Source organism: Microbacterium luticocti DSM 19459 (assembly GCF_000422405.1).
GTDB classification, from domain to species: domain Bacteria; phylum Actinomycetota; class Actinomycetes; order Actinomycetales; family Microbacteriaceae; genus Microbacterium; species Microbacterium luticocti.
In genome coordinates, this window is record NZ_AULS01000001.1 from 73355 (window position 1) to 97992 (window position 24638).

The 24638-nt window shown below is 69.2% G+C and carries 19 protein-coding genes and 1 tRNA gene; 11 read left to right on the forward strand and 9 right to left on the reverse strand.

The genetic code is table 11. The annotated features are described in order from the left end of the window. Positions 1-17 precede the first annotated feature (17 nt). From gltB to H577_RS0100405, 4 genes are all read left to right on the forward strand, one after another. A complete protein-coding gene (gltB, locus tag H577_RS0100390) occupies positions 18-4592 on the forward strand; it encodes a glutamate synthase large subunit (RefSeq protein WP_029144266.1) in 4575 nt (1524 codons plus the stop codon). Further along, positions 4585-6051 (forward strand): glutamate synthase subunit beta, encoded by a 1467-nt coding sequence (locus tag H577_RS0100395; protein ID WP_029144267.1) that lies wholly within the window; start codon positions 4585-4587, stop codon positions 6049-6051. Before gltB ends, H577_RS0100395 begins: the two co-directional genes overlap by 8 nt. Before the next feature lie 62 nt (positions 6052-6113). Next, entirely contained in the window at positions 6114-7562 is a 1449-nt protein-coding gene (gene pyk / locus H577_RS0100400; RefSeq protein ID WP_029144268.1) for a pyruvate kinase, read from the forward strand. A gap of 462 nt (positions 7563-8024) precedes the next feature. Next, positions 8025-8107 (forward strand) — tRNA-Leu (locus tag H577_RS0100405). 30 nt (positions 8108-8137) lie between these two features. On the opposite strand, the gene H577_RS17775 is transcribed toward H577_RS0100405, so the two are convergent. Further along, on the reverse strand, positions 8138-8566 hold the full coding sequence (locus H577_RS17775) for a pyridoxamine 5'-phosphate oxidase family protein (protein ID WP_051191522.1): 429 nt from the start codon (positions 8564-8566) through the stop codon (positions 8138-8140). 500 nt (positions 8567-9066) lie between these two features. Between H577_RS17775 and H577_RS0100420 the strand changes: the two genes are divergently transcribed. Then, a complete protein-coding gene (locus H577_RS0100420; protein ID WP_029144269.1) occupies positions 9067-9681 on the forward strand; it encodes an ANTAR domain-containing response regulator in 615 nt (204 codons plus the stop codon). An 83-nt stretch (positions 9682-9764) separates the two neighbouring features. Continuing rightward, the gene (locus H577_RS0100425; RefSeq protein ID WP_029144270.1) at positions 9765-10043 is read left to right on the forward strand and encodes a hypothetical protein; all 279 of its coding nucleotides are present in this window, start codon (positions 9765-9767) and stop codon (positions 10041-10043) included. 6 nt (positions 10044-10049) lie between these two features. Here H577_RS0100425 and H577_RS0100430 read toward each other — a convergent pair whose 3' ends face one another. Then, positions 10050-10484, reverse strand: a complete 435-nt coding sequence (locus H577_RS0100430; RefSeq protein ID WP_029144271.1) for a hotdog fold thioesterase — start codon at positions 10482-10484, stop codon at positions 10050-10052. 58 nt (positions 10485-10542) lie between these two features. Between H577_RS0100430 and polA the strand changes: the two genes are divergently transcribed. From polA to H577_RS0100445, 3 genes are all read left to right on the forward strand, one after another. Beyond that, positions 10543-13176, forward strand: a complete 2634-nt coding sequence (gene polA, locus H577_RS0100435; RefSeq protein WP_029144272.1) for a DNA polymerase I — start codon at positions 10543-10545, stop codon at positions 13174-13176. A 44-nt stretch (positions 13177-13220) separates the two neighbouring features. Then, positions 13221-14927 (forward strand): DUF885 domain-containing protein, encoded by a 1707-nt coding sequence (locus tag H577_RS0100440; protein ID WP_029144273.1) that lies wholly within the window; start codon positions 13221-13223, stop codon positions 14925-14927. A 97-nt stretch (positions 14928-15024) separates the two neighbouring features. Beyond that, positions 15025-15804, forward strand: a complete 780-nt coding sequence (locus H577_RS0100445) for an SGNH/GDSL hydrolase family protein (RefSeq protein WP_029144274.1) — start codon at positions 15025-15027, stop codon at positions 15802-15804. Positions 15805-15828: 24 nt separating this feature from the next. Here the strand turns inward: H577_RS0100445 and H577_RS0100450 are convergent, their stop codons facing one another. The 3 genes from H577_RS0100450 to H577_RS0100460 form a co-directional block, all read right to left on the reverse strand. After that, positions 15829-16569 (reverse strand): class I SAM-dependent methyltransferase, encoded by a 741-nt coding sequence (locus H577_RS0100450; RefSeq protein WP_029144275.1) that lies wholly within the window; start codon positions 16567-16569, stop codon positions 15829-15831. Between the two features lie 9 nt (positions 16570-16578). After that, the gene (locus H577_RS0100455; RefSeq protein WP_051191524.1) at positions 16579-17883 is read right to left on the reverse strand and encodes an MFS transporter; all 1305 of its coding nucleotides are present in this window, start codon (positions 17881-17883) and stop codon (positions 16579-16581) included. A gap of 399 nt (positions 17884-18282) precedes the next feature. After that, positions 18283-18774 (reverse strand): FBP domain-containing protein, encoded by a 492-nt coding sequence (locus H577_RS0100460; RefSeq protein ID WP_029144277.1) that lies wholly within the window; start codon positions 18772-18774, stop codon positions 18283-18285. A gap of 247 nt (positions 18775-19021) precedes the next feature. On the opposite strand from H577_RS0100460, the gene H577_RS0100465 reads away from it, so the two are divergent. Next, positions 19022-19375, forward strand: coding sequence for a DUF5655 domain-containing protein (locus H577_RS0100465; protein WP_245570299.1), 354 nt, complete (start codon positions 19022-19024; stop codon positions 19373-19375). Between the two features lie 507 nt (positions 19376-19882). On the opposite strand, the gene H577_RS0100470 is transcribed toward H577_RS0100465, so the two are convergent. From H577_RS0100470 to H577_RS0100480, 3 genes are all read right to left on the reverse strand, one after another. Next, positions 19883-20329, reverse strand: coding sequence for a type II toxin-antitoxin system VapC family toxin (locus H577_RS0100470; RefSeq protein WP_029144279.1), 447 nt, complete (start codon positions 20327-20329; stop codon positions 19883-19885). After that, positions 20326-20580 carry a type II toxin-antitoxin system Phd/YefM family antitoxin gene (locus tag H577_RS0100475; RefSeq protein ID WP_029144280.1) on the reverse strand — a complete coding sequence of 85 codons (255 nt, stop codon included), beginning with the start codon at positions 20578-20580 and terminating at the stop codon, positions 20326-20328. The genes H577_RS0100470 and H577_RS0100475 overlap by 4 nt, the downstream gene beginning before the upstream one ends. A gap of 143 nt (positions 20581-20723) precedes the next feature. Then, a complete protein-coding gene (locus H577_RS0100480) occupies positions 20724-23069 on the reverse strand; it encodes an excinuclease ABC subunit UvrA (RefSeq protein WP_036283216.1) in 2346 nt (781 codons plus the stop codon). A 124-nt stretch (positions 23070-23193) separates the two neighbouring features. Here H577_RS0100480 and H577_RS0100485 point away from each other — a divergent pair, with 124 nt between their 5' ends. Beyond that, positions 23194-23754 (forward strand): HdeD family acid-resistance protein, encoded by a 561-nt coding sequence (locus H577_RS0100485; protein ID WP_029144282.1) that lies wholly within the window; start codon positions 23194-23196, stop codon positions 23752-23754. 66 nt (positions 23755-23820) lie between these two features. On the opposite strand, the gene H577_RS0100490 is transcribed toward H577_RS0100485, so the two are convergent. Continuing rightward, positions 23821-24597 (reverse strand): SDR family oxidoreductase, encoded by a 777-nt coding sequence (locus H577_RS0100490; RefSeq protein ID WP_029144283.1) that lies wholly within the window; start codon positions 24595-24597, stop codon positions 23821-23823. Between the last annotated feature and the right edge of the window lie 41 nt (positions 24598-24638).

The following is a 24638-nucleotide window of genomic DNA, read 5'->3' on the forward strand; positions in this document are numbered from 1 at the left end:
CGCACGGGAGGACGACTGTGTCCGCGACCCTGAACGACCCCACTTCGCCGGGGGCGCTCCCGCCCCGCCAGGGCCTGTACGACCCGGCATTCGAGAAGGATGCCTGCGGCCTGGCCATGGTCGCCACGCTCCGCGGCGAGCCCGGGCACGACATCATCGAGCTCGCCCTGACCGCACTGCGCAACCTCGAGCACCGTGGGGCGATCGGCTCTGACGCCGGCACCGGCGACGGGGCGGGCATCCTCACCCAGATGCCCGACGCGTTCCTGCGTGCGGTGACCGACTTTCAGCTGCCGCCGGCCGGCGAGTACGCCGCGGGCACGGTGTTCCTGCCCCGCGATGCGGCCGAACGGGCGGCGCAGAAGGCCGGCATCGAGCAGATCGCGCGCAGTGAGAACCTCGTCGTGCTCGGGTGGCGCACGGTGCCGACCGACGACGCGCACCTGGGCAAGCTCGCCCTGGACGCGCGCCCCGACTTCGAGCAGCTGTTCCTGTCGCGCCCGGCCATCGGCGGTGCGCCGGCGATCGCGGGCCTCGACCTCGACCGTCGCGTCTACCGCGTCCGCAAGCGCGCCCAGCATGAGCTGGGCGCGTATTTCGTCTCGCTGTCCTCGCGCACCCTCGGCTACAAGGGCATGGTCACCACGCTGCAGCTCGAGCCGTTCTACCCCGACCTCCAAGACGAGCGGTTCGCCTCCCAGCTGGCGGTGGTGCACTCCCGCTATTCGACGAACACGTTCCCGTCGTGGCCGCTGGCGCAGCCGTTGCGCATGCTCGCGCACAACGGTGAGATCAACACCGTGGGCGGCAACCGCAACTGGATGCGCGCCCGCCAGTCGCAGCTGGCATCCGATCTGCTCGGCGACATCGACCCGCTGCTGCCGATCTGCACCGAAGGCGCCAGCGACTCCGCCTCGTTCGACGAGGTGCTCGAACTGCTCACCCTCACCGGCCGCAGCCTGCCGCACGCGATGCTGATGATGGTGCCCGAGGCGTACGAGGCGCGCACCGACCTGGCGCCCGACCTGCGCGCGTTCTACGAGTACCACGCGCTGCAGATGGAGCCGTGGGACGGCCCCGCCGCCATGATCTTCACCGACGGCACGCTCGTGGGCGCGACGCTCGACCGCAACGGTCTGCGGCCCGGCCGGTGGACGCAGACCACCGACGGCCTGGTGGTGATCGGCAGCGAGACCGGTGTGCTCGAGTTCGAACCCGAGCGCATCCAGCGCCGCGGCCGGCTGCAGCCGGGTCGGATGTTCCTCGTCGACACCGCGCAGCGACGCATCGTGCTGGACGAACAGATCAAAGCCGAACTGGCCGCGCTGCACCCCTGGGAATTGTGGCTGCGGCAGAAGCTCGCCCTCGCCGAACTTCCCGAACGCGAGCACATCGTCCACCCGATCGCCTCGATCACCCGCCGGCAGCGCACGTTCGGATACACCGAAGAAGAGGTGCGGATCCTGCTGACCCCGATGGGGCAGCACGGTGCCGAGCCGATCGGCGCGATGGGAACCGACACCCCGATCGCGGTGCTCAGCGACCGCCCCAGGCTGCTGTTCGACTACTTCACCCAGCAGTTCGCGCAGGTCACCAACCCGCCGCTGGACGCGATCCGCGAGTCCGTGGTCACCAGCCTGCAGTCCGGCATCGGACCCGAGCGCAACCTACTGGCCTGGGGTCCCGACCACGCACGGCAGATCACCATCGACTTCCCGGTGCTCGACAACGACGAGCTGGCCAAGATCCAGAACATCGAGCGCACCATGCCCGGACGGCGTGCCGTCACGGTGCGCGGGCTGTACCACTTCGACGCCGGCCCCGGCACCATGAGACGCCGGCTCGACCGGATGTGCGCCGAGGTGGACGCCGCCATCGACGACGGCGCCGAGTTCATCATCCTGTCCGACCGCGACTCCGACAAGGACCTCGTCCCGATCCCGTCGCTGCTCATGGTCTCGGCCGTGCACCATCACCTCATCCGCAACCAGAACCGCATGAAGGTGGGGCTCGTGGTCGAAGCCGGCGACGTGCGCGAGGTGCACCACGTCGCCACCCTGCTCGGCTACGGCGCGTCGGCGGTGAACCCGTACCTGGCCATGGAGACCGTGGAGTACCTGGTGCGGTCGGGGGCGATCACCGGCATCTCGCGCGAGCAGGCCGTGTTCAACGTCATCCACGCCCTCGGCAAGGGCGTGCTGAAGATCATGTCGAAGATGGGCATCTCGACCGTGTCGTCGTACACCGGGGCGCAGGTGTTCGAGGCGATCGGGCTGGGCCGCGAGGTGATCGACGAGTACTTCACCGGCACCACCTCGAAGATCGGCGGCATCACCCTCGAAGACATCGAGGCCGAGAACCAGGTGCGCCACGACTTCGCCTACCCGAAGGACGAGGCGGCCAGGGCGCACGAACGGCTGTGGACCGGCGGCGAGTACCAGTGGCGCCGCGGCGGCCCGGCGCACCTGTTCAACCCCGAGACGGTGTTCCGGCTGCAGCACTCCACCCGCACCCGCCGGTACGACGTGTTCCGTGAGTACACCCGGTTGGTGGACGACCAGTCGGCCGAGCTGAAGACGCTGCGCGGCATGTTCCGGTTGCGCACCGGTCAGCGCCCGCCCGTGCCGCTGGACGAGGTCGAACCGGTCGCCTCGATCGTGAAACGGTTCTCGACCGGGGCGATGAGCTACGGTTCGATCTCCCGCGAGGCGCACGAGACCCTCGCCATCGCGATGAACCGGATCGGCGGCAAGTCGAACACCGGCGAAGGGGGCGAGGATGTCGACCGGCTGCTCGACCCCGAACGGCGCAGTGCGATCAAGCAGGTCGCCTCCGGGCGGTTCGGCGTCACCAGCCTGTACCTGACCGAGGCCGACGACATCCAGATCAAGCTCGCCCAGGGGGCCAAGCCCGGTGAGGGCGGCCAGTTGCCGCCCGCGAAGGTGTACCCGTGGATCGCGCGCACCCGCCACGCGACCGCCGGGGTCGGTCTGATCTCGCCGCCGCCGCACCACGACATCTACTCCATCGAGGACCTCAAGCAGCTGATCTACGACCTCAAGCGTGCGAACCCGCGCGCCCGCGTGCACGTCAAGCTGGTCAGCCAATCCGGCATCGGCGCGGTCGCGGCGGGAACCGCGAAGGCGCTGGCGGACGTCATCCTCGTCTCAGGCCACGACGGCGGCACCGGCGCCAGCCCGCTGAACTCGCTCAAGCACGCCGGCACGCCGTGGGAGCTCGGCCTGGCCGAGACCCAGCAGACCCTCATGCTCAACGGCATGCGCGACCGGGTCGTGGTGCAGGCCGACGGGCAGCTCAAGACCGGCCGTGACGTCATCGTCGCCGCCCTGCTGGGCGCCGAGGAGTTCGGTTTCGCCACCGCACCGCTGGTGGTCTCGGGCTGCGTGATGATGCGGGTGTGCCACCTCGACACCTGCCCGGTGGGGGTCGCCACGCAGAACCCACTGCTGCGGGAACGGTTCAGTGGAAAGCCCGAGTTCGTCGCCACCTTCATGGAGTTCATCGCCGAAGAGGTGCGCGAGCACCTCGCCGCGCTCGGCTTCCGCTCGATCGACGAGGCGGTCGGGCACAGCGAACTGCTCGACGTCGACGACGCCGTCCGCCACTTCAAGACCGCGGGACTGGACCTCGGCCCGATCCTGCACGGACCCGTGTTCGCGGCGGACGAGCCGCGGCGCCACCTGCGCGACCAGGAGCACCACGTCGACGAGCACTTCGACGTGCCGCTGATCGCCCGGGCGCGGGATGTCATCGACCACGGCGGCACCGTGCGCCTGGCCGCCACGATCCGCAACACCGACCGCGCCGTCGGCACGCTGCTCGGCCACCATGTCACCCGGGTGCACCGCGAGAACGGCCTTGCCACCGACTCGATCCAGATCGATCTGACCGGGTCGGCAGGGCAGTCGCTGGGCGCCTTCCTGCCGGCGGGTATCACACTGCGACTGCACGGCGATGCGAACGACTACGTCGGCAAAGGCCTGTCGGGCGGGCAGATCGTGATCCGCCCGCCCGTGGGCGCGCGGTTCGACGCGGCACACAACGTCATCGCCGGCAACGTCATCGGATACGGCGCCACCAGCGGCAGCATGTTCCTGCGCGGCGTGGTGGGGGAGCGGTTCTTCGTCCGCAACTCCGGCGCCACCGCCGTGGTCGAAGGTGTCGGCGACCACGCCCTCGAGTACATGACCGGGGGGCTCGCGCTGATCCTGGGAGCCACCGGGCGCAACCTCGGCGCCGGGATGTCGGGCGGCACCGCGTACGTGTACGCACTGGACGAGGCATCCGTCAACCGCGAGGCACTCGACGGCGGTGAACTGGAGCTGCTGCCGCTGGGCGCGGGGGATGCCGCCATCGTGCGCGACCTGCTGGAACGGCACCGCGCCGAAACCGGCTCGACACTGGCCGCCGCGATGCTCGATGACTTCGAGCACACCGTCGGCGAGTTCGTGAAGGTGCTGCCGCGCGACTATGCGGCGGTGCTGCACACCCGGCAGAACGCCATCGCCGAAGGGCTCGACCCCGACGGCGACGTGGTCTGGAACCGCATCCTGGAGGTGACCCATGGCTGACCCGAAGGGTTTTCTGAAGGTGACCGAGCGCGAGCTGCCGCCGCGCCGGCCGGTCCCGGTGCGGATCATGGACTACAAGGAGGTCTACGAGGCCACCGACGGCGCGATGGTGCGCCGGCAGGCGAGCCGCTGCATGGACTGCGGCATCCCCTTCTGTCACCGCGGCTGCCCGTTGGGCAACCTCATCCCGGAGTGGAACGATCTCACGTTCCGCGACGAGATGCACGCCGCCAGCGAGCGGCTGCACGCGACGAACAACTTCCCCGAGCTGACCGGACGCCTGTGCCCGGCACCGTGCGAGAGCGCGTGCGTACTCGGCATCAACCAGCCGGCGGTGACGATCAAACGCATCGAGCAGACCATCGCCGACGAGGCGTTCGCGCACGGCTGGGTCGAGCCCGAACTGCCGGGCCGGTTGAGCGGCAAGACGGTCGCCGTGGTCGGCTCCGGGCCCGCCGGGCTCGCCGCCGCGCAGCAGCTGACCCGCGCCGGGCACACCGTCGCGGTGTTCGAGCGCGACGACCGGATCGGCGGGTTGCTGCGCTACGGCATTCCCGACTTCAAGCTCGAGAAGCAGGTGCTCGACGCCCGGCTGCGCCAGATGGAGGCCGAGGGCACCAAGTTCCGCCCGGGCGTCGAGATCGGGCGCGACCTGGGCTGGGCCGACCTGCGGGCCCGGTACGACGCGGTCGTCGTCGCCACCGGCGCCACGGTGCCACGGGACCTGCCGATCCCCGGGCGCGATGCCGGTGGCATCCACTTCGCCATGGAGTACCTGGTGCAGTCCAATCGGGTGGTCGCCGGCGACGAGGTCGCCGACCAGATCACCGCGGCCGGCAAGCACGTCATCGTCATCGGCGGCGGCGACACCGGGTCGGACTGCATCGGCACCGCCCACCGGCAGGGCGCCCGCTCGGTCACGAACCTCGCGATCGGACGGCAGCCGTCGCCCGACCGGCCGGCGCACCAGCCGTGGCCGATGTTCCCCACCGTGTTCGAAGTGCAGTCCTCGCACGAAGAGGGCGGTGAGCGCGCGTACCTCGCTTCGACGGTCGAGTTCCTCACCGGTGCCGACGGCACGGTGCGGGCGCTGCGGGTCGCCGAGACCGAGTTCGTCGACGGCGCCCGGGTGCCCAAGGCCGGCACCGAGCGCGAGATTCCGGCAGACCTGGTGCTGATCGCCATGGGCTTCACGGGCCCGGAACACGACGGCATCGCCGCCGAGCTCGACGTCGCCGTCACCGGGCGTGGGGCACTGCAGCGCTCCGGTGACTACCAGAGCGCGACCGAGGGGGTGTTCGTGGCCGGCGATGCCGGACGCGGACAGTCGCTCATCGTGTGGGCGATCGCGGAGGGACGGGCGGCGGCCGCGGCCGTCGACCGGTACCTGACCGGCGAGACCGCCCTGCCCGCTCCGGTGGCCCCCGGCGATGTCGCGATCGGCCTGCAGCCCGCGTAGGCTGGCGGAGGAATTCCAGTTTTGCTCGTTCCCTTTACAAACCCACGGAGAATCAGCTCGGTATGAGACGCGCCAAGATCGTCGCCACACTCGGGCCCGCCACGTCGACGTATGAGATGGTCCGCGCGATCATCGACGCCGGCGTGGACGTGGCACGGTTCAACCTCAGCCACGGCGACTACGCCGTGCACGAGAACAACTTCGCCAACGTGCGCAAGGCCGCCGACGACGCAAACCGGCCGGTGGCCGTGCTCGTCGACCTGCAGGGGCCGAAGATCCGCCTCGGCAAGTTCGCCGACGGCCCGCACGAGTTGGCCGAGGGCGATGTGTTCACCATCACCACCGAAGACGTGCCCGGCACCAAGGATCTCGTCTCGACGACGTTCGCGGGGCTGCCCGACGACGTCTCGCCGGGCGACTTCCTGCTGATCGACGACGGCAAGGTGCGGGTACAGGTCACCTCGGTGGACGGACCGGCGGTCACCACCCGGGTGGTCGTGGGCGGGCCGGTGTCCGACAACAAGGGCATCAACCTGCCGGGCGTCGCGGTGAACGTGCCGGCGCTGAGCGAGAAGGACGAGGCCGATCTGCGCTGGGCGCTGAACATCGGTGCCGACATCATCGCCCTGTCGTTCGTGCGCGACGCGAAGGACGTGCAGCGCGTGCACGTGATCATGGCCGAAGAGGGCCGTCGCGTGCCGGTGATCGCCAAGATCGAGAAGCCGCAGGCGGTCGACCACCTCGAAGAGATCATCGACGCGTTCGACGGCATCATGGTGGCGCGCGGTGACCTGGCGGTGGAGCTGCCGCTGGAGGCGGTGCCGATCGTGCAGAAGCGTGCCGTCGAACTGTGCCGTCGCATGGCGAAGCCCGTGATCGTGGCCACGCAGATGCTCGAGTCGATGACGCACTCTCCGGTGCCCACCCGGGCCGAGGCGTCCGACGTCGCCAACGCGGTGCTCGATGGCGCCGACGCGGTCATGCTCTCGGGCGAGACCAGTGTGGGGGAGTACCCCGTGGTGACGGTCGAGACGATGGCGCGCATCATCGAGTCGACCGAGGAGCACGGTCTGGAGCGCATCCTGCCGCTGGGCACCAAGCCCCGCACGCAGGGCGGGGCCATCACCGCCGCGGCGCTCGAGGTCGCCGAGTTCATCGACGCCAAGTACCTGTGCATCTTCACCGAGTCCGGTGACACCGCGCGGCGGATGTCGCGGCTGCGCCCGAAGATGCCGATGATCGCGTTCGCCGCCGAGCCGGCGATCCGCCGCCGCATGGCGTTGACCTGGGGCATCCACTCGACCCTGGTCGAGCATGTGCCGCACACCGACCGCATGTTCCTGCAGGTCGACGACTACCTGCTCGGCAACGACATGGCTCAGGTGGGCGACAAGGTCGTCGTCGTGTCGGGCTCCCCGCCCGGCATCGTCGGGTCGACCAACGACATCCGTGTGCACAAGGTCGGCGACGCCATCCACGGCGCGGCACCCATCTACCGCGACCACCGGTAGTCGCACACGGCACGCAATGCGGGATGCCTCGGGCTGAGGCATCCCGCATTCGTCGCCTCATCGGCCGCATCGGGCGGCGTCTTGTGAGACCGCGCCGGGCGGGTCGCAGAACGTGCCGGATACTGCGCGGTCAGGCGGCGCGTTGTGAGACCGCAATCTACGGGTCGCAGAACGTGCCGGCTGCTGCGCGGTCAGGCGGCGTGTTGTGAGACCTGCCGCAGCGCGGGTCGCAGAAGGTGCCGGATGCTGTGCCGCCGGGCGGCGTCTTGTGAGACCGGGCCGGGCGGGTCGCAGAAGGTGCCGGATGCTGTGCCGCCGGGCGGCGTGTTGTGAGACCTACCGCGGCGCGGTTCGTAGAAGGTGCCGGCTTCGGGCACGGGATGTCGCGTCTTGCTCGACGCGCTCGACCGTCTCCTCGCTGCGAGCGGCGCCGCCGGCTGCGATAGGCTGGGGCGCACGTGCGCCGGTGTGGCGGAATGGCAGACGCGACCGACTCAAACTCGGTTGCCCGCAAGGGCGTGTGGGTTCGACTCCCACCACCGGCACGTCTGTCTCACCGGGCGCCCGAGCGCGGGTCAGTGCATGCCGTAGGCGCGGTGGATGTCGAACTCGTAGACCAGGCGCTTCTCGTCGATCATCGCGGCCACGAACGCGTCCTCGTCCAGTGTCTTTCCGTACCACATCAGCGGACCGGCGGGCCGGTTCTGCATCGTGCGGAACAGGCGCAGCGACAGGTCCGGCGCATCGGGTCCGTCGAGCACGCGGACGGTCGTCTCGAGCGTGAGATACCCGTGACCGGCGTCGTGGACGTACAGCGTGCAGCGCGGATCGGCGCGCAACCGCCGGGTGCGCACGCGATCGGCGGTGCCGCTGCTCCACAGCCGGCCGTCGACCACCACCACACCCACGCGCACCGCTTTGGGTACGCCGTCGGCGCCGACCGTGATCATCGCGGCCGAGTGGGTCGCCTCCAGGAATGCACGATCCTTCGCGGACAGGTTCATACCGCGATCGTATGTCGCGCTCAGTCGCCCGGCCAGACCGACAGCACAGACCCAACCGCCCAGGTCGCCAGTCGAGTGCACGCCGGGCAACGTCACCGCCCGGCACGTTCTGCGACCCGCGCCGCACCAGGTCTCACAAGACGCCGCCTCGCCGAGCAGCATCCGGCACGTTCTGCGACCCGCGCCGCGCCAGGTCTCACAAGACGCCGCCCGGCGGCGCAGCATCCGGCATCTTCTGCGACCCGTGCGGCGCGGTCTCATAAGACGCCGCCCGGCGGCGCAGGATCCGGCATCTTCTGCGACCCGTGCGGCGCGGTCTCATAAGACGCCGCCCGGCGGCGCAGGATCCGGCATCTTCTGCGACCCGTACGGCGCGGTCTCACAAGAGGCCGCCCGGCGGCACAGCATCCGGCACCTTCTGCGACCCGCACGGCGCGACGATGACCCGCAGAGTGCGCCCGCTCGCACGTGCGGGAAGCGCCATACCGTAGGATCGTAAGGTGACTGAGCAGGAACAGAACTCCGCTGCAACCGCCCCGCGCCGTGTCGTGGTGGCCGAGGACGAATCGCTGATCCGGCTGGACATCGTCGAGATCCTGCGCGACAACGGGTTCGACGTGGTCGGAGAGGCCGGCGACGGAGAGACCGCCGTGCAGCTGGCCACCGAGCTGCGGCCCGATCTGGTCATCATGGACGTCAAGATGCCGCAGCTGGACGGCATCTCGGCCGCCGAGAAGCTCAGCAAGAACCACATCGCCCCGGTGGTGCTGCTCACCGCGTTCAGCCAGAAGGAGCTCGTCGAGCGTGCCAGTGAGGCCGGTGCCCTGGCCTACGTCGTCAAGCCGTTCACTCCGAACGACCTGCTGCCGGCGATCGAGATCGCCCTGGCCCGGCACGAGCAGATCATCACGCTCGAGGCCGAAGTGCAGGACATGGTCGAGCGCTTCGAGACCCGCAAGCTCGTCGACCGCGCGAAGGGCCTGCTCAACGAGAAGATGGGCCTGACCGAGCCCGAGGCGTTCCGCTGGATCCAGAAGGCGTCGATGGATCGGCGCCTCACCATGCAGGATGTCGCCAAGGCGATCATCGAGCAGCTCGCCCCGAAGAAGAGCTGAGCTTCGAGCTCGCCGTCAGCGACTTGTCCACAGATGCCGCTTCCGGCTCCCGCCGGAACCAGACAACGCGTAGGGTCGTGGACATGCCGATGTCACCCGCCGCGATGGAGCTGAAGGTCGCACAGCTCGACAACGATGTGCAGGCCATCTACGAGATGATCTCGTCGATCGACGGCACCCTGCGCCGGCATCACAATCGCCTGAACGAGATCAGTACCCAGCTGACGGGGGTGCACGAGCGCCTGAACGCGCACGATGCTCGATTCGATGGGGTCGATTCCCGGCTCGGTGCCGTCGAGAAGCGGCTCGGGTCTATGGACGGCAAACTCGCCGAGATCCTCGCCCTGCTCACCGCACGCTGAGACGGCTCAACGCGCGGGCATGTCCTTGATCAGGTTCGTGATCCGCACCGTGGAGCAGCGACGGCCCTGCTCGTCGCTCACCACGATCTCGTGCACCGTCATGCTGCGGCCCAGATGGATCGGTGTGCACACGCCCGTCACGTAGCCGGAGGTCGCCGATCGCGTGTGCGTGGCGTTGATGTCCACGCCCACGGCCAATCGCCCCGGCCCGGCGTGGAAGTTCGCATGCATCGAGCCCAGCGATTCGCCCAGCACCACGTACGCACCACCGTGCAACAGGCCCACCGGCTGGGTGTTGCCCGCCACCGGCATCCGTGCCGCGCAGCGCTCAGCCGAGAACTCGGTCCACTCGATGCCCATCCGCGCGGCAAGGGCGCCCATGCCGCGTTCGCGCGCCCACTCCAGCGGAGTCGGGGTGTCGGTCGGGGCCTGCTCAGCCATCGCTGCCTTCCGGTCGGGGGCCGATTCGGATGTCCGTCGCCCTGGCTAGGCTGACAGGGTGACGGACTCCGCAAAGCCTACCCTTCTGGTCGTCGACGGCCATTCGCTCGCCTACCGCGCGTTCTATGCGTTGCCCGTCGAGAACTTCTCGACGAAGGACGGCCAGCACACCAACGGCATCTACGGATTCCTGTCCATGCTGGTGAACCTGATCAAGGCCGAAAAGCCCACCCACATGGCCGTCGCGTTCGACACCTCGCGGGTGTCGTTCCGCACCCGCGAGTATGCCGAGTACAAGGCCACCCGCTCCGAGACGCCCGCCGAGTTCCGCGGCCAGATCCCGCTGCTGCAGGAGTGCCTGGCCGCGATGAACATCCCGGTGCTCACCAAAGAAGACGTCGAAGCCGACGACATCCTCGCGACCCTCGCCACACAGGGCGCCGAACTCGGTTACGACGTGCTCGTCTGCTCGGGCGACCGCGACAGCATCCAACTCGTCGACGACCGCGTCACGCTGCTGTACCCGAGCGTGCAGGGGGTGTCGCAGCTCAAGCGCTACGACCCCGCCGCGGTGCGCGAACGGTACGGTGTCGACCCCGCGCAGTACCCCGACGTGGCGGCCCTGGTCGGCGAGACCAGCGACAACCTGCCGGGCGTGCCGAAGGTGGGCGAGAAGACCGCCGTCAAGTGGCTGACCCGGTTCGGCTCGCTCGACGCACTGCTCGAGAACGCCGACCAGATCACCGGTGTCGTGGGCGGCAACCTGCGCGAGCATCTCGATGACGTGCGCCGCAACCGCCGACTGAACCGTCTGCTGCGCGATCTCGAGCTTCCGGTGACGCCGGCCGATCTCGCCGTGAAACCCATCGACGCGCAGGCCGTGCGCGACATCTTCTCGCGGCTGGAGTTCCGCACCCTCCTGCCGCGGGTGTTCGAGGCGACCGGCACAGCCGAGTCGGGTGAGGATGCCGCGCCCGTCGCCGACGCCCCGACACCGGCCGAACTGCACCCGGCCCAGCTGACCGCATGGCTGGCCGAGTCCGACACCGAGGTCGGGGTCACGGTGGTGACCGAGGCCGGCCGGGTGCACCGGATCGGGTTCGCGCGGGCGGATGCCGCGGCCGAAGCGACCTGGTCGGATGACCTCGCCGATGCGCTGCGCGACTGGCTCGCCGGCGATACGCCCAAAGTGTTCAGTGACGCGAAGCCGCAGCTCAAGGCCCTGCAGCGGGCCGGATGCCGCGTGGCCGGGCTGGCCTATGACGTGATCCTCGCCGGGTGGCTGGCGCGTCCGAGCTTTCCCGACAAGACGCTCGGGCACCTTGTGGAACGGTTCCTGGGCGAGAAACTGCCGGAGGCAGACCCCACGCAGCTCGTCCCCGAGACCGAGGGCGCGACACCCGGCCAGCTGTCCTGGTACACGCTGCGGGTCGCGCAGGCGCAACGCGCCCGGCTGCCCGAGCCGGTCGCGACCGTGCTCACCGACATCGAGTTGCCGACGCTGCTCGCCCTCGTCGACATGGAACTGGCGGGCGTGGCCGTCTCACACGACAAGCTCTCCGCGTTCTCGGGTGAGCTCGGCATCCGCGCCGACGGCATCGCACAGGAGGCGTACGCCGCCATCGGCCGCGAGGTGAATCTCGGCTCGCCCAAGCAGCTGCAAGAGGTGCTGTTCGACGAACTCGGGCTGCCGAAGACCCGCAAGACGAAGACCGGCTATTCCACCGACGCGGGGGCGCTGGCCGCCCTGCAAGAGACCAGTCCGCACCCGTTCCTCGATCTGTTGCTGCAGCATCGCGAGGCCACCAAGCTGCGCCAGATCATCGAATCCCTGGACGTCGCGATCGGTCCGGACTCCCGCATCCACACGACCTATCTGCAGACCGGCAGCCAGACCGGGCGGCTCTCGAGCACCGACCCGAACCTGCAGAACATCCCCATCCGCACCGACGAGAGCCATCGCATCCGCGGCGCGTTCGAGGTCGGCGACGGATATGAGACGCTGTTGACCGCCGACTATTCGCAGATCGAGATGCGCATCATGGCGCACCTGTCCGAAGACCCGGGGCTCATCGAGGCGTTCAACTCCGGCGAAGACACCCACCGGTTCGTCGGCTCACGCGTGTTCGGCGTGGACCCGGCCGACGTGACCCCGGCGATGCGCACCAAGGTGAAGGCGATGTCGTACGGGCTGGTGTACGGACTGAGCGCGTTCGGGCTGTCGAAGCAGTTGCGCATCGAGCAGGCCGAGGCCAAGCAGCTGATGACCGAGTATTTCGCCCGGTTCGGCGCCGTGCGCGATTACCTGCGCGCCTCGGTCGAGAAGGCACGGGTCGACGGCTACACCGAGACGATCTTCGGCCGCCGCCGCCCGTTCCCCGACCTGACCAGCCCGAACCGGGTGCTGCGCGAGAACGCGGAGCGGGCGGCGCTGAACGCCCCGATCCAGGGCAGCGCGGCCGACATCATGAAGATCGCGTTGTTCCGCATCCACCGTCAGCTGCTCGACGAGCAGCTGACGTCGCGCATCCTGCTGCAGATCCACGATGAACTCGTCGTCGAGGTGGCGCCGGGGGAGTGGGACGCCGTGGAACGCATCGTGCGCGACCGGATGGGGGATGCGGCGCAGCTCAGCGTGCCCCTGGATGTGCAGATCGGACGCGGCCCCAACTGGGATGAGGCCGGGCACTGAGTGCCGGATTGCCTGAGCCGCCGTCTCGCTCGTAGGCTCATCGCATGACGGATTCCGCACGCACCCCCACTCCGGTCGACACGATCGCCGAGGCCTGGGTCGACGATGTCGCCGAACTGTACCCCACTGTGGCGACCTACATCGGCCGGGACGAGTACAACGACCGGTACGGCGATTACTCGCCCGCCGGCGCCGACGAGGCCGTACGCCGGGTGCGCGCACGCCTCGCGCAGCTGCGCGAGGCGGCGCCGCAGGACGCCGTGGACGAGGTGACCAAGCTCGACCTCACCCGTGAGCTCGAACTGTCGCTGGACGTGTACGACGCGCAGGCGCACCTGCGTGACCTTAACGTCATCGCCTCGCCCGCCCAAGACATCCGCAGTGTCCTGGACCTCATGCCGACGGCCACCGCCGACGACTGGGAGACGATCGCCGCCCGCCTGGGCGCGCTGCCGGCAGCCATCGACGGCTACATCGAAACGCTGCGCACCGGCATCGCCTCCGGTGTGGTGCCGGCGCGCCGCCAGGTCACCGAGGTGATCACCCAGATCGCCCGGTACACCGCCGACGACGGCTTCTTCGCGACCTTCGCGGGCGAGGCCGCCCCCGACGACGGGCAACTGCCGGCATCCCTGGCCCGCACCCTGTCGGACGCCGCCGGCGGCGCCCGCGTCGCATACGACAAGCTGGCCGGGTTCCTCGGCTCCGAACTGGCACCCGCCGCCACCGAGCAGGACGGCGTCGGGCGCGAGCTGTACGCGCTGTTCTCGCGGCAGTTCCTGGGTGCGACGGTCGACCTGGACGAGACGTACGAGTGGGGGCTCGAAGAGCTCTCACGCATGGTCGCCGAGCAGCAGTCGATCGCGAACGAGATCAAGCCCGGCGCAAGCGTCGAAGAGGCGGTGGCGTTCCTCGAGGCGGACCCGGCCCGCAAACTGCACGGCACCGAGGCGCTGCAGCGCTGGATGCAGCAGACCGCGGACCGGGCCGTCGCCGAGCTGGGCGCGACCCACTTCGACATCCCCGAGCCGGTGCGCCGCATCGAGTGCATGATCGCGCCCACACAGGAGGGCGGCATCTACTACACCGGCCCGACCGACGACTTCTCGCGCCCGGGACGGATGTGGTGGTCGGTGCCCGAGGGGGTCGAGGACTTCGACACGTGGCGCGAGCTGACCACGGTGTACCACGAGGGTGTTCCGGGCCACCACCTGCAGATCGCGCAGGCGGTCTACAACCGCGGCGAGCTCAACGCGTGGCGACGCCTGCTGGCCGGCACCTCCGGGCACGCCGAGGGTTGGGCGCTGTACGCCGAACGGTTGATGGAGCAGCTGGGCTACCTCGAAGACCCTGCCGACCGGCTCGGGATGCTGGATGGTCAGCGCATGCGCGCGGCCCGGGTCGTGCTCGACATCGGCGTGCACCTGGGCAAGCCGCGCCCGGCCGCTTGGGCGCACCTGGGTGACGGCGGATCGACCTGGGACGCCGGTTTCGCACTCGAGTTCATGCGCCACAACGTGAACATGTCGGACGCGTTCGTGCAGTTCGAGGTCAACCGGTACCTCGGCTGGCCCGGACAGGCGCCGTCGTACAAGGTGGGCCAGCGCATCTGGGAGCAGCTGCGCGACGAGTACGCGGCCGCCGCAGGCGACGCGTTCGACATCAAGCAGTTCCACAAGCGCGCACTCGACCTCGGCGGCGTGGGGCTCGACACGCTCCGTACGGCGCTGCTGTCCGGTTCCGGTCGGTGAGCGGGCGCAGCGGGTCGGAACGACACCTCACCTCAGCCGCGCTGCGAACGCAGCGGGTCGACACGACGCCCGGTCTCGCGGTCGTAGGCTTGTGCCCGTGACATCCGTGCGTCTCGTGGCGATCGGTGACTCGTTCACCGAGGGCGTCGGCGACGAGCTGCCCGGCGGTGTGGTGCGCGGCTGGGCCGACCTGGTCGCACAGGGGTGGGCGGATGCCACCGGTCGGCCGATCGAGTACGCCAATCTCGCGATCCGGGGAAAGCTCATCGGCCCGATCGTCGACGAACAGCTCGAGGCGGCGCTGGCTCTGAAACCCACCCACCTGTCGTTCAACGGCGGCGGCAACGACATGTTGAGGCCGCGCACGTCGATCGCGCATGTCGCCGACCGGTTCACGCAGGTGTTGCGTCGTTGCGACGAGGCGGGCGTGCAGCTCATCGCCCTCTCGGGCGCGAATCCGTCGGGTCAGCTTCCGCTGCACGGGCTGATCCAGCGCCGCGGCGACGAACTGTCGGCCGCGGTGGCGGCGCGGCTCGCCGACCGGGCCGATGTGGTGACGGCATGGAACTGGCCCGATCGTGAGCTGAGCGCCCCGGGGTACTGGTCGCCCGACCGACTGCACATGAACGCCCGCGGCCACCACCGGGTCGCCGCACGGGTGCTGACCGCGCTGGGCCTGGCCGCCCCGACCGCGTGGTGGTCGCTGCCACCGCTCGACGACCAGCAGGCACTGCGTGGCGCCGCCTACTACCGCGCGCACGTGCTGCCGTGGGTGCAACGCCGGCTCACCGGCCGCTCGTCGGGCGACGGCCGCAGAGCGAAGTACCCCGACTGGGTCGAGGTCAGCCCATCGAACGGCGACGGGGCGGTGCCGTAGCCGGGGCCCGCAGGCTGCGGCGGGTCAGACGGGCGCTTTGACCGCGGTGAGGATGCGGGTGGCCATCCACGGCCCGCTCCACCACATCCGCCATCCCGCCGGCCGCACCTGGAGCGCCTCGGCGCCCAACCCGCGCAGGGTGACGATGTACTCGCCGACCTTCGAGATGTCGACGATCACCAGCCGGCCGCCGGGTGCGAGCACCCGCCACGCCTCGGTGATCGCCTGGGCCCGCCCGTCCGCGGTCGGGATGTTGTGGATAGACAGGCTCGCCGTCACCAGGTCGTATGCCGCATCGGGGGAGGGGAGTGCGGTCATGTCGGCGGTCGCGAACGAGATGCGATCGGCCACCCCGCTCACCTCGGCGTTGGCGATCGCGGCCTGCTCGCCGTTGCCGGACTGATCGATCGAACGCCACAGGTCGACGCCCTCGACGTGCGCGGACGGGAACCGCAGCGCGGTCATGATGGCGACCGCACCTCGCCCGCACCCCATGTCGAGCGCGCGGGGCGGGGCGGGCAGCTCGTCCAGCAGCCCGCGCCAGACCAGGAACTTGCCGCGCAGGGTCGCGTGCCAGTACAGCGCCGCCCCGCACAGGAACAGCACGCCGATGACAGCGACGATCGTGTTGCCCCAGGCGGTGACATCCCACCACACGATGCCGCACACGGTGAGCGCCAGGTACAGCACACCGAGCCCGAGCCACAACCAGGGAACCCAAGGGGCGTCGATGCCGTAGGAGCCGGCCGGGCGGGCGCGTGACATGCGCCCAGACTACGCGCGCGGGCGCCGCTTCGTGCGGGGTTCGTCCAGTCCCATCCGGATGCGGGTGCGCTTGCGCTCGAACACGATGAAGAACGCACCGATCAGCCACAGTGGTACCTGGGTGAGGAAGGCGAGACGGAACGCCTCAAGGCTGTACGTGTCCGGAGTCCCGGCACCCTGCAGGTCGAGGGCCGCGCCGATGAGGAAGATGGCGACAAGGCCCGCGATGAACCCGCCGGTGTTGGTGATGCCGGTCGCGGTGCTGAGCCGGTGGCTGGGGTTGTGGGTGCGGGCGTGATCGAACGCGATCATGGATGCCGGTCCGCCGGTGCCCATGGCGACGGCCAGCACGAACAGCAGCCAGAGCGGAGCCGGTGTGGGCCAGGCGATGACCGCGAGCCAGGCGAGCATCTGGAATGCGACGGTGGGCAGCACCAGCATCCGGGATCGATGGTTCGGCATGCGGCCCGACAACGCCCCCATCACCGGGCCGAGCAGCATGCCGACCACGACATACACCGTGGTGACCAGGGCGGCCTGCGCCGAGGTGAGGCCTTCACCGGCGGTGAGGAAGGGGATGCCCCACAGCATGATGAACGCGGTGCCGGCGAAGGGTGTGGTGAAGTGCGACCAGAACGCGAGCCGTGTGCCCGGGTGCGACCACGTGGCCTTCAGCCCGATGCGGGTGTCGACGGCCGAGGTGACGACCTGGATCGCACCGGTGTCGGTGTTGACCGAGAGATCGGCGGCCATGGTCGGCGGGTGGTTGCGCACGACGGCCAGGAGCAGGATCGCGAACAGGATGCACAGCCCGGCGAGTGAGCCGAAGGCGATCGACCAACCGGTCGCGTGCACGAGGGTCGCGAGCGGGGCGATGGCCAGCAGCTGTCCGGTGAGACCGACGATGCCGGTGAGTTGCACCATGAGCGATCCGCGCTGGGCGGGGAACCAGGTCGCGACCACGCGGAGCACACTGGGAAAGACCGCGGCGTCGCCGGCGCCGATGAGCATGCGTGCGCCGATCGCGATGCCGACGTTGGGTGAAAGTGCCATCACCAGCTGGCCGACGGCCATCAGCACCATGCCGGTGACGATGATGGGACGGGTGCCGAGCCGGTCGAGCAGCATACCGACGGGCAACTGCATGAACCCGTAGACCGCCAGTTGCAGCACCGCGAACATCGACAGGGTCGAGGCATCCGCGTCGAACCGGTGCGCCGCGTCCACGCCGACCGCCGCCAGCGAGGTGCGGTTGGTGACGGCGAGGATGTAGGCGGCGACGGCGACGCCCCAGATCAGCCAGGCGCGCCACATCGGGGCAGGGGAGAGGGGAGTGGTCACGAGCTTCCGTTCCGACAAGACACCAGCATCCAGCGTAGTCGCGTGGCGCCCCGCGCCCTGCGCTGCCTCGGCCGCGCTGAAACAGGCGATGCGGCCGACACAGCATGCTCGCAATGCTCGCTCCAAGGCTCGACGTGTGGCGCGAGCGAGAGGGCGCTGCGACAATGTCGGACACGCGCGGCTGTGGGCGACGGTCCGGGACTGGAATGCCCCGTCTCGCCGCGTTCTGGAGAAGCTCGGCTTCCGGGAGACCGGGCAAGTCACTGGTCGCAGCGCCCACGGGCGCCGCATCCTGACCGTTCTCGACCCCCGGAGCCTGAGGCTCGGGCACCGCGGTGGCATTGAGGGCAGGGCGGCGTCGCCCCTGTTCGGTCAGTCGCTGTCGCGGATGTCTCGCACGAAGTTCACGACGTTCTCGCGGAGCGCGACGATCCGCCGCTCTCGCGCCGCCTCACGGTCGAAGCCGGGGTAGGCGAGCGGGGGCAGCTTGCGCACGTTCCGCGGGCACTCGTACCGGGCGCACACGAGCGTGCCCACGGTGTCGCCCCGCCGTCCTGCCTGTCCGCTGCGCTTCGCGCTGAAGAAGACGACGTCGTTGGGCAGCGTGACGTCCTCGCACCAGGAGCACTGCGGGCGGGTGCGCGTGGGCTGATCCGAGACGCGCAGAAGGATGCCCACGGGTCGGTCGTCGAGGATCGCGACGACGTAGCCGAGGGGCGCCAGCTTCGGGTCGCGCCAGGCGAGGAAGTCGCGGGCATCCCAGTCGAGGTCGTCGAAGCCCGTGGGCAGGGTGAGGCTGTTGCGTTCGCGCAGCGACGCGTTCGCGAACGAGCTGCGGACGTCCTTCTCGGTCAGGGCATGCATGATGAGGGTTCCTTCGGTTCTTGTCGATCGGGGAGTGGGGGTACGCCGGAGCAGCGCTCACCGCGGAGTGCGGGAGCGCCGGGGCGCGGTCATCTCATGCCGGCGCTCGACGCGCCCGACACCCCTTGCCGCCCGTTGCCCGGGCCTCGAACCGTCAGATGCACGTCCGGCAGTCTACGCGCAGGCCCGGCCGGGCAGCGAGGTCGGTCCGATTCCGAGCCGCTATCGTGTGGCCATGACGTGGACCGTGGATGACCACCTCGACCAGGTGCCGGATGACATTGCGCGGCTGTACGACCGATTCATCGAGCTTGTCGCCGAATGCGGACCGTTCACCTACAGTGTCACGAAGTCAGCGATCACGCTCAAAGGCACACGGCGTGGCTTCGCCGGCGCAAAACCCAAGGCCCACAGTCTCGACTGCTACCTCGACCTGCAACGCCGCGTGGAAGACCCGCGGATCACGCGCTCGTCGCCGTACACGAAACGACTGTTCGTCCATTACCTCCGGGTCACGCGTCTCGATCAGCTCGACGACGTGTTCGGAGGGTGGATCCGCGAGGCGTACGCGGTGGGCGCGGGGGAGCACCTCATCCCGTGAGGCCGATATGGGACGCGCGGCGCGTCTCCGGGGGTCGCTCCAGGTGTACTTCCTCAATTAGTGAAGACGACGACAGCGTGTGCCTCGCTGTCTATGACGGTGGAGAGAATCCGGGTTGCCAGATCGCCGCGGTCCGTCGACACGACGGGGCGAAGCAGGATGCCCGCGACGGTTGTGGTGAGAGCGGGAGAGTCTGTGAGCGCGAGAGTGCGCACGCCTTCAGGCATGAGAAAGTTCCGTTCGTTGATCTCGAAGGGAGGAGGTCTGGTCAGCAGCGCGAGGGCGCCGCATCAGTAACGGAACATGCAGCCAAAGTAACAGACGAGTCCACGGACCCGCACGGCGATGAGCGATCGACGCGACCGATAGACACAACGCCACTGCACCGCTGACAACAGGGAAGGCACGGTCAGAGAACATCTCAGGTGCGCCCCGCTGCGGTCACCGACTTCCGGCGGGAGAGCGGGATGCTGCCCTGCATTTGCCTACGGACTGACATAATGTGCATTATCGGCGATGACCCAGCGCGGTGCTGTTGGTGTCGATCGTCGCCAGGCCTGCCTTGTGCCAAGCGTCCAACAGGGCGCGATCGCCCGAGACGGCGACGGTTCGCACATCCGCGATGCGCAATGCGCTCGCGCAGTGCACGGCGTCGTACCCCCGCAGCGCGAACGTCGCCGATGCGGAAGCCGCAGCATCCATCAGCGCGGCATCGAACTCGACGACATCGATCATCCGCCACAGACGGTCGAGCCGGTCGCGCGCCTCGCCGACGTCGGTCGTCGTGAGCCGCGCCCGGCGGTGCGCCGAAGCCAACGCCGCAGCCGCCTCGACATACGCAAGCCGACTGGTCGCCACACGGTCCGCGGCCAGCCACACCTCGCGGCACAGGCGCGAGGTGGGCTCCGCGACCACCAGCGGCACGATGGCCGAGGTGTCGAGATAGACGGTCACCGGCGCTGCTGGGCGATCAGATCCGATACCGTGCCCTGCGCGACGATCGGTTCGGGCAGTTCCGTTCGGCTCTGTGCCGCAGGCGTCACGAGACCTCGCGCGATCAGGCTCTCCAGGACGCTCGGCGCACGGTACGGCACCAGCCGGGCGACGGCCCTGCCGTGGTCGGTGACGACGATCTCTTCGCCGTCGCGGGCCGCGGCGACGTAGCGGCTGAGCCCGTCACGGAGCTCCCTGATGCCCACGTTCATCGCACTCCCCCACATGTGGCCTGTTTGATACGATTATTGTAGCCACATCGAGCCGCCTTCGTCGAGGCTCCGATCACACGTCGGTCTGTGTGGAATCGGCGCCGTTGCACCGCGCAGGCACGTCGCGGCCGGTCGCGGCCACCTCACGGCCCGACGTACTCGGCCAGGTGCCGGCCGGTCAGCGTCGAACGCTCCGCGATCAGCTGCGTGGGCGTGCCCTCGAATACGATCCGCCCGCCGTCGTGGCCGGCGCCGGGCCCCAGATCGATGATCCAGTCGGCGTGCGCCATGACCGCCTGGTGATGCTCGATCACGATGACGCTCTTGCCGGCGTCCACCAACCGGTCCAGCAGCCCGAGCAGGTTCGCCACATCGGCCAGGTGCAGGCCACTGCTGGGCTCGTCGAGCACGTAGACCTCTCCCCCGTCGGCCATCTGCGTGGCCAGCTTGATCCGCTGCCGCTCGCCGCCCGACAACGTCGACAGCGGCTGACCGAGCGTCAGATAGCCGAGCCCCACGTCCACCAGCCGGTCCAGGATCGCCACCACCGCCGGGATCTTCGCCTCGCCGGATGCGAAGAACTCCCGCGCCTCGACCACGGGCAGCGCCAGCACCTCGGTGATGTCTTTGCCGCCCAGCGTGTACTCCAGCACCGCCGGCTGAAACCGCGTACCCCCGCAGTCTTCACACGGTGATTCCACACTGTCCATGAACCCCAACTGGGTGACGATCACGCCCGACCCCTTGCACGTCGGGCACGCCCCCTCGGAGTTCGCGCTAAACAGCGCCGGCTTGACCCCGTTGGCCTTCGCGAACGCCTTGCGGATCGGCTCGAGCATCCCGGTGTACGTCGCCGGGTTGCTGCGGCGTGACCCCTTGATCGCCCCCTGGTCCACGGTGACCACACCGTCGCGCCCGGTGACCGAACCGCCGATGAGCGAACTCTTGCCCGAGCCGGCCACCCCGGTGACCACGGTCAACACGCCCAGCGGAATGTCGACGTCCACGTTCTGCAGATTGTGGGCATCTGCACCACGCACGGCAAGAACACCGGATGCCTCACGGACGGTCTTCTTCACGGATGCCCGGTCGTCCAGGTGCCTGCCGGTGAGGGTGTCACTCGTGCGCAGATCACCGACGCTGCCCTCGAAACAGATCTGCCCGCCGGCCGTACCCGCCCCCGGGCCGAGATCGATCACGTGGTCGGCGATCGCGATCGTCTCGGGCTTGTGTTCGACCACCAGCACCGTGTTGCCCTTGTCACGCAGCTGAAGCAGCAGTTCGTTCATGCGCTGGATGTCGTGGGGGTGCAGACCGATCGTCGGCTCGTCGAACACGTAGGTGACATCCGTCAGCGACGAGCCGAGGTGGCGCAGCAGCTTGATGCGCTGCGCCTCTCCCCCGCTGAGCGTCCCCGACGGACGCTCCAGACTCAGGTAGCCGAGCCCCAGCGTCACGAACGCGTCCAGGTTCGCACCCAGTCCGGTCAGCAGCGGCCCCGCCTCGGGCCGGTCCAGCCCGCGCACCCACTCGGCCAGGTCGGTGACCTGCATGCGACACGCGTCGGCGATGCTGACACCGTCGATCTTCGACGACCGCGCCCCCTCGGTCAGCCGCGTCCCGTCGCATTCCGGACAGGTGGTGAAGGTCGCCGCACGCTCCACGAAGCGGCGGATGTGCGGCTGCAACGCATCGAGGTCCTTCGACAGCATGGACTTGGTGATCTTCGGGATCAGTCCCTCGTAGGTCATGTTGATGCCGTTGATCTTGACCTTCGTCGGCTCGCTGTACAGGAAGGCGTGACGCTGCTTCTCGGTGAACGTCGCGATCGGTCTGTCGGCGGGATAGAACCCCGACTCGGCGAAGCCCCGCACCATCCACCCGTCGGCCGTGTATCCGGGCACCAGAATCGCCCCGTCGTTCAGTGACAGCGACTCGTCGACCACCGCCGAAAGGTCGATGTCCGACACCTGGCCGCGGCCCTCGCACCGCGGGCACATGCCGCCCAGGTAGATCTCGTTGCGGACGATCTTCTTCTCACCCTTGGCCGAGGTCATGATGCCGCTGGCCTTCTGGGTCGGCACGTTGAACGAGAACGCGGTCGGTCCGCCGATGTACGGCTGCCCCAGCCGCGAGAACAGGATGCGCAGCATCGCGTTCGCGTCGGTGACCGTCCCCACCGTCGAGCGCGGGTTCGCTCCCAGTCGCTCCTGGTCCACGACGATCGCGGTGGTCAGCCCGTCGAGCACGTCCACGTCGGGCCGCGGGATCGACGGCATGAACCCCTGCACGAACGCGCTGTAGGTCTCGTTGATCATCCGCTGCGACTCGGCGGCGATCGTCGCGAACACCAGCGAGCTCTTGCCGGAGCCCGACACGCCGGTGAACACCGTCAGCCGGCGCTTCGGGATCCCGACGTCGATCCCCTTCAGGTTGTTCTCGCGGGCACCACGCACGCGGATCAGGTCATGGCTGTCTGCCGGATGCATGGGCCTCAGCCTATGCACCCCCGCCCCCACGCGCGCGCCCGCGTGTCGTGTGGCGCGCCGCCATCCGTCCCCGCTAGCCTGAAAGGCGGCAACTTCACAGGTTCCTCTCAGAAAGGTGAGCATCATGTCCACCGACTCATCTCCCGCGAAGGCTGCGGTCAACGGCATTCGCACCGCGCTCGGCCTCGGCGGCCTCATCGCCCTGATCATCGGCATCCTGATCCTCGTCTGGCCGGGCAAGACCGCCATGGTCGTCACCTCGATCATCGCGATCTACGCCATCGCCGGCGGCCTGGTCTACGTCGGCCTCGGGATCTTCGCCAAGACGATGGGCGGATGGGCCCGTATCGGGCACATCATCCTCGGCCTGATCTTCATCGCGGCCGGCATCATCGCGTTCGCGAACCTCACGGCCACCACGGCGTGGCTCGCCGTGTTCCTCGGCATCCTCGTGGGCATCATGTGGATCGTCGAGGGCATCGTCGCCCTCACCACGCTGAGCGGTTCGCGCTCGAAGGTCTGGTCGGTCTTCTTCGCGATCCTCAGCATCATCGCCGGTGTCATCCTGCTGTTCTCGCCCGCGTGGGGCGCCGTCGTGCTGTGGTGGCTGCTCGGCATCTCGCTGGTGGTGCTCGGCATCATCCAGATCATCCGTGCGTTCACGTTCGCCTCGAGCGACCTCTGACGCGCGCACCCCACACACAGGGCCCCGCATGCGGGGCCCTGTGTGTCTGCGTTCGACGGGATCGGCTCACTCCGGGGTGAACGAGCTGACGTCGCCCACCAGCCGCAGGTTGCCCTCGGGGATCGGGTCGATCGCCGCCTGGGCGACTTCGGCGGCGAACTCCGCGACGTTGTAGAGCTTGCCGGCCGCGTCGCGACGGGCGGCGATCGCGTCGGGGTTCAGCCGGTTCAGCAGCGTTGCGGTGATCGTGCCCTCGATCATGTCGCCCGAGACGACGACGAACTCGATGCCGCGCTCGGCCAGGGCGGGGATCCGCTCGCGCAGCGCGTCTTCTCCGGCCCGCTTCGAACGGGCGACCGGCTCGTATTCGGGCATCGTCGGCGTGGTGCGGATGAAGTGCGCCTGGTGGCTGGTGACGAACACCACGCGCGACCCGGCCGGCATCAGCGGCACGGCGGCCTCGAGCACCCGCACCTGGGCGTCGCGGTTGAGCCTGAGCGCGTAGTCCTCACCCATGCCGGACTCCATGCCGCCCGACGCGTTGAGCACGAGCAGGTCGAGGCCGCCGAACGTCTCGCGGACGCTCGCGAACATCGCGTCCACCGAGGCCTGGTCGGTCAGGTCGGCGCCGACGACGAGCACCTGCACGCCCAGCTCGCGCAGCGACGCCGCCAGCTTCTCGGCACGCGGTGCCTTGTTGCGGTAGTTGATGACGATGTTCGCCCCCGCCTCGGCGAGGTAGCGTGCGGTGTCGGCACCGATGCCGCGTGACGATCCGGTGACCAGCGCTGTCTTGCCGCGCAACGCGCCGGACGCAAGTACGGGCGGAAGGGTCTGGGTCACGGGACCTCCTGATATCGTGCTCGATGCTCGCCCACGCGATG

Coding starts and splice junctions, on each gene's coding strand:
- H577_RS0100395 (WP_029144267.1), top strand. CDS start 4,585: ATGGCTGACCCGAAGGGTTTTCTGAAGGTGACCGAGCGCGAGCTGCCG.
- pyk (WP_029144268.1), top strand. CDS start 6,114: ATGAGACGCGCCAAGATCGTCGCCACACTCGGGCCCGCCACGTCGACG.
- H577_RS17775 (WP_051191522.1), bottom strand. CDS start 8,566: ATGAACCTGTCCGCGAAGGATCGTGCATTCCTGGAGGCGACCCACTCG.
- H577_RS0100425 (WP_029144270.1), top strand. CDS start 9,765: ATGCCGATGTCACCCGCCGCGATGGAGCTGAAGGTCGCACAGCTCGAC.
- H577_RS0100430 (WP_029144271.1), bottom strand. CDS start 10,484: ATGGCTGAGCAGGCCCCGACCGACACCCCGACTCCGCTGGAGTGGGCG.
- H577_RS0100440 (WP_029144273.1), top strand. CDS start 13,221: ATGACGGATTCCGCACGCACCCCCACTCCGGTCGACACGATCGCCGAG.
- H577_RS0100450 (WP_029144275.1), bottom strand. CDS start 16,569: ATGTCACGCGCCCGCCCGGCCGGCTCCTACGGCATCGACGCCCCTTGG.
- H577_RS0100455 (WP_051191524.1), bottom strand. CDS start 17,883: ATGTGGCGCGCCTGGCTGATCTGGGGCGTCGCCGTCGCCGCCTACATC.
- H577_RS0100460 (WP_029144277.1), bottom strand. CDS start 18,774: ATGCATGCCCTGACCGAGAAGGACGTCCGCAGCTCGTTCGCGAACGCG.
- H577_RS0100475 (WP_029144280.1), bottom strand. CDS start 20,580: ATGAACGTGGGCATCAGGGAGCTCCGTGACGGGCTCAGCCGCTACGTC.
- H577_RS0100480 (WP_036283216.1), bottom strand. CDS start 23,069: ATGCATCCGGCAGACAGCCATGACCTGATCCGCGTGCGTGGTGCCCGC.
- H577_RS0100485 (WP_029144282.1), top strand. CDS start 23,194: ATGTCCACCGACTCATCTCCCGCGAAGGCTGCGGTCAACGGCATTCGC.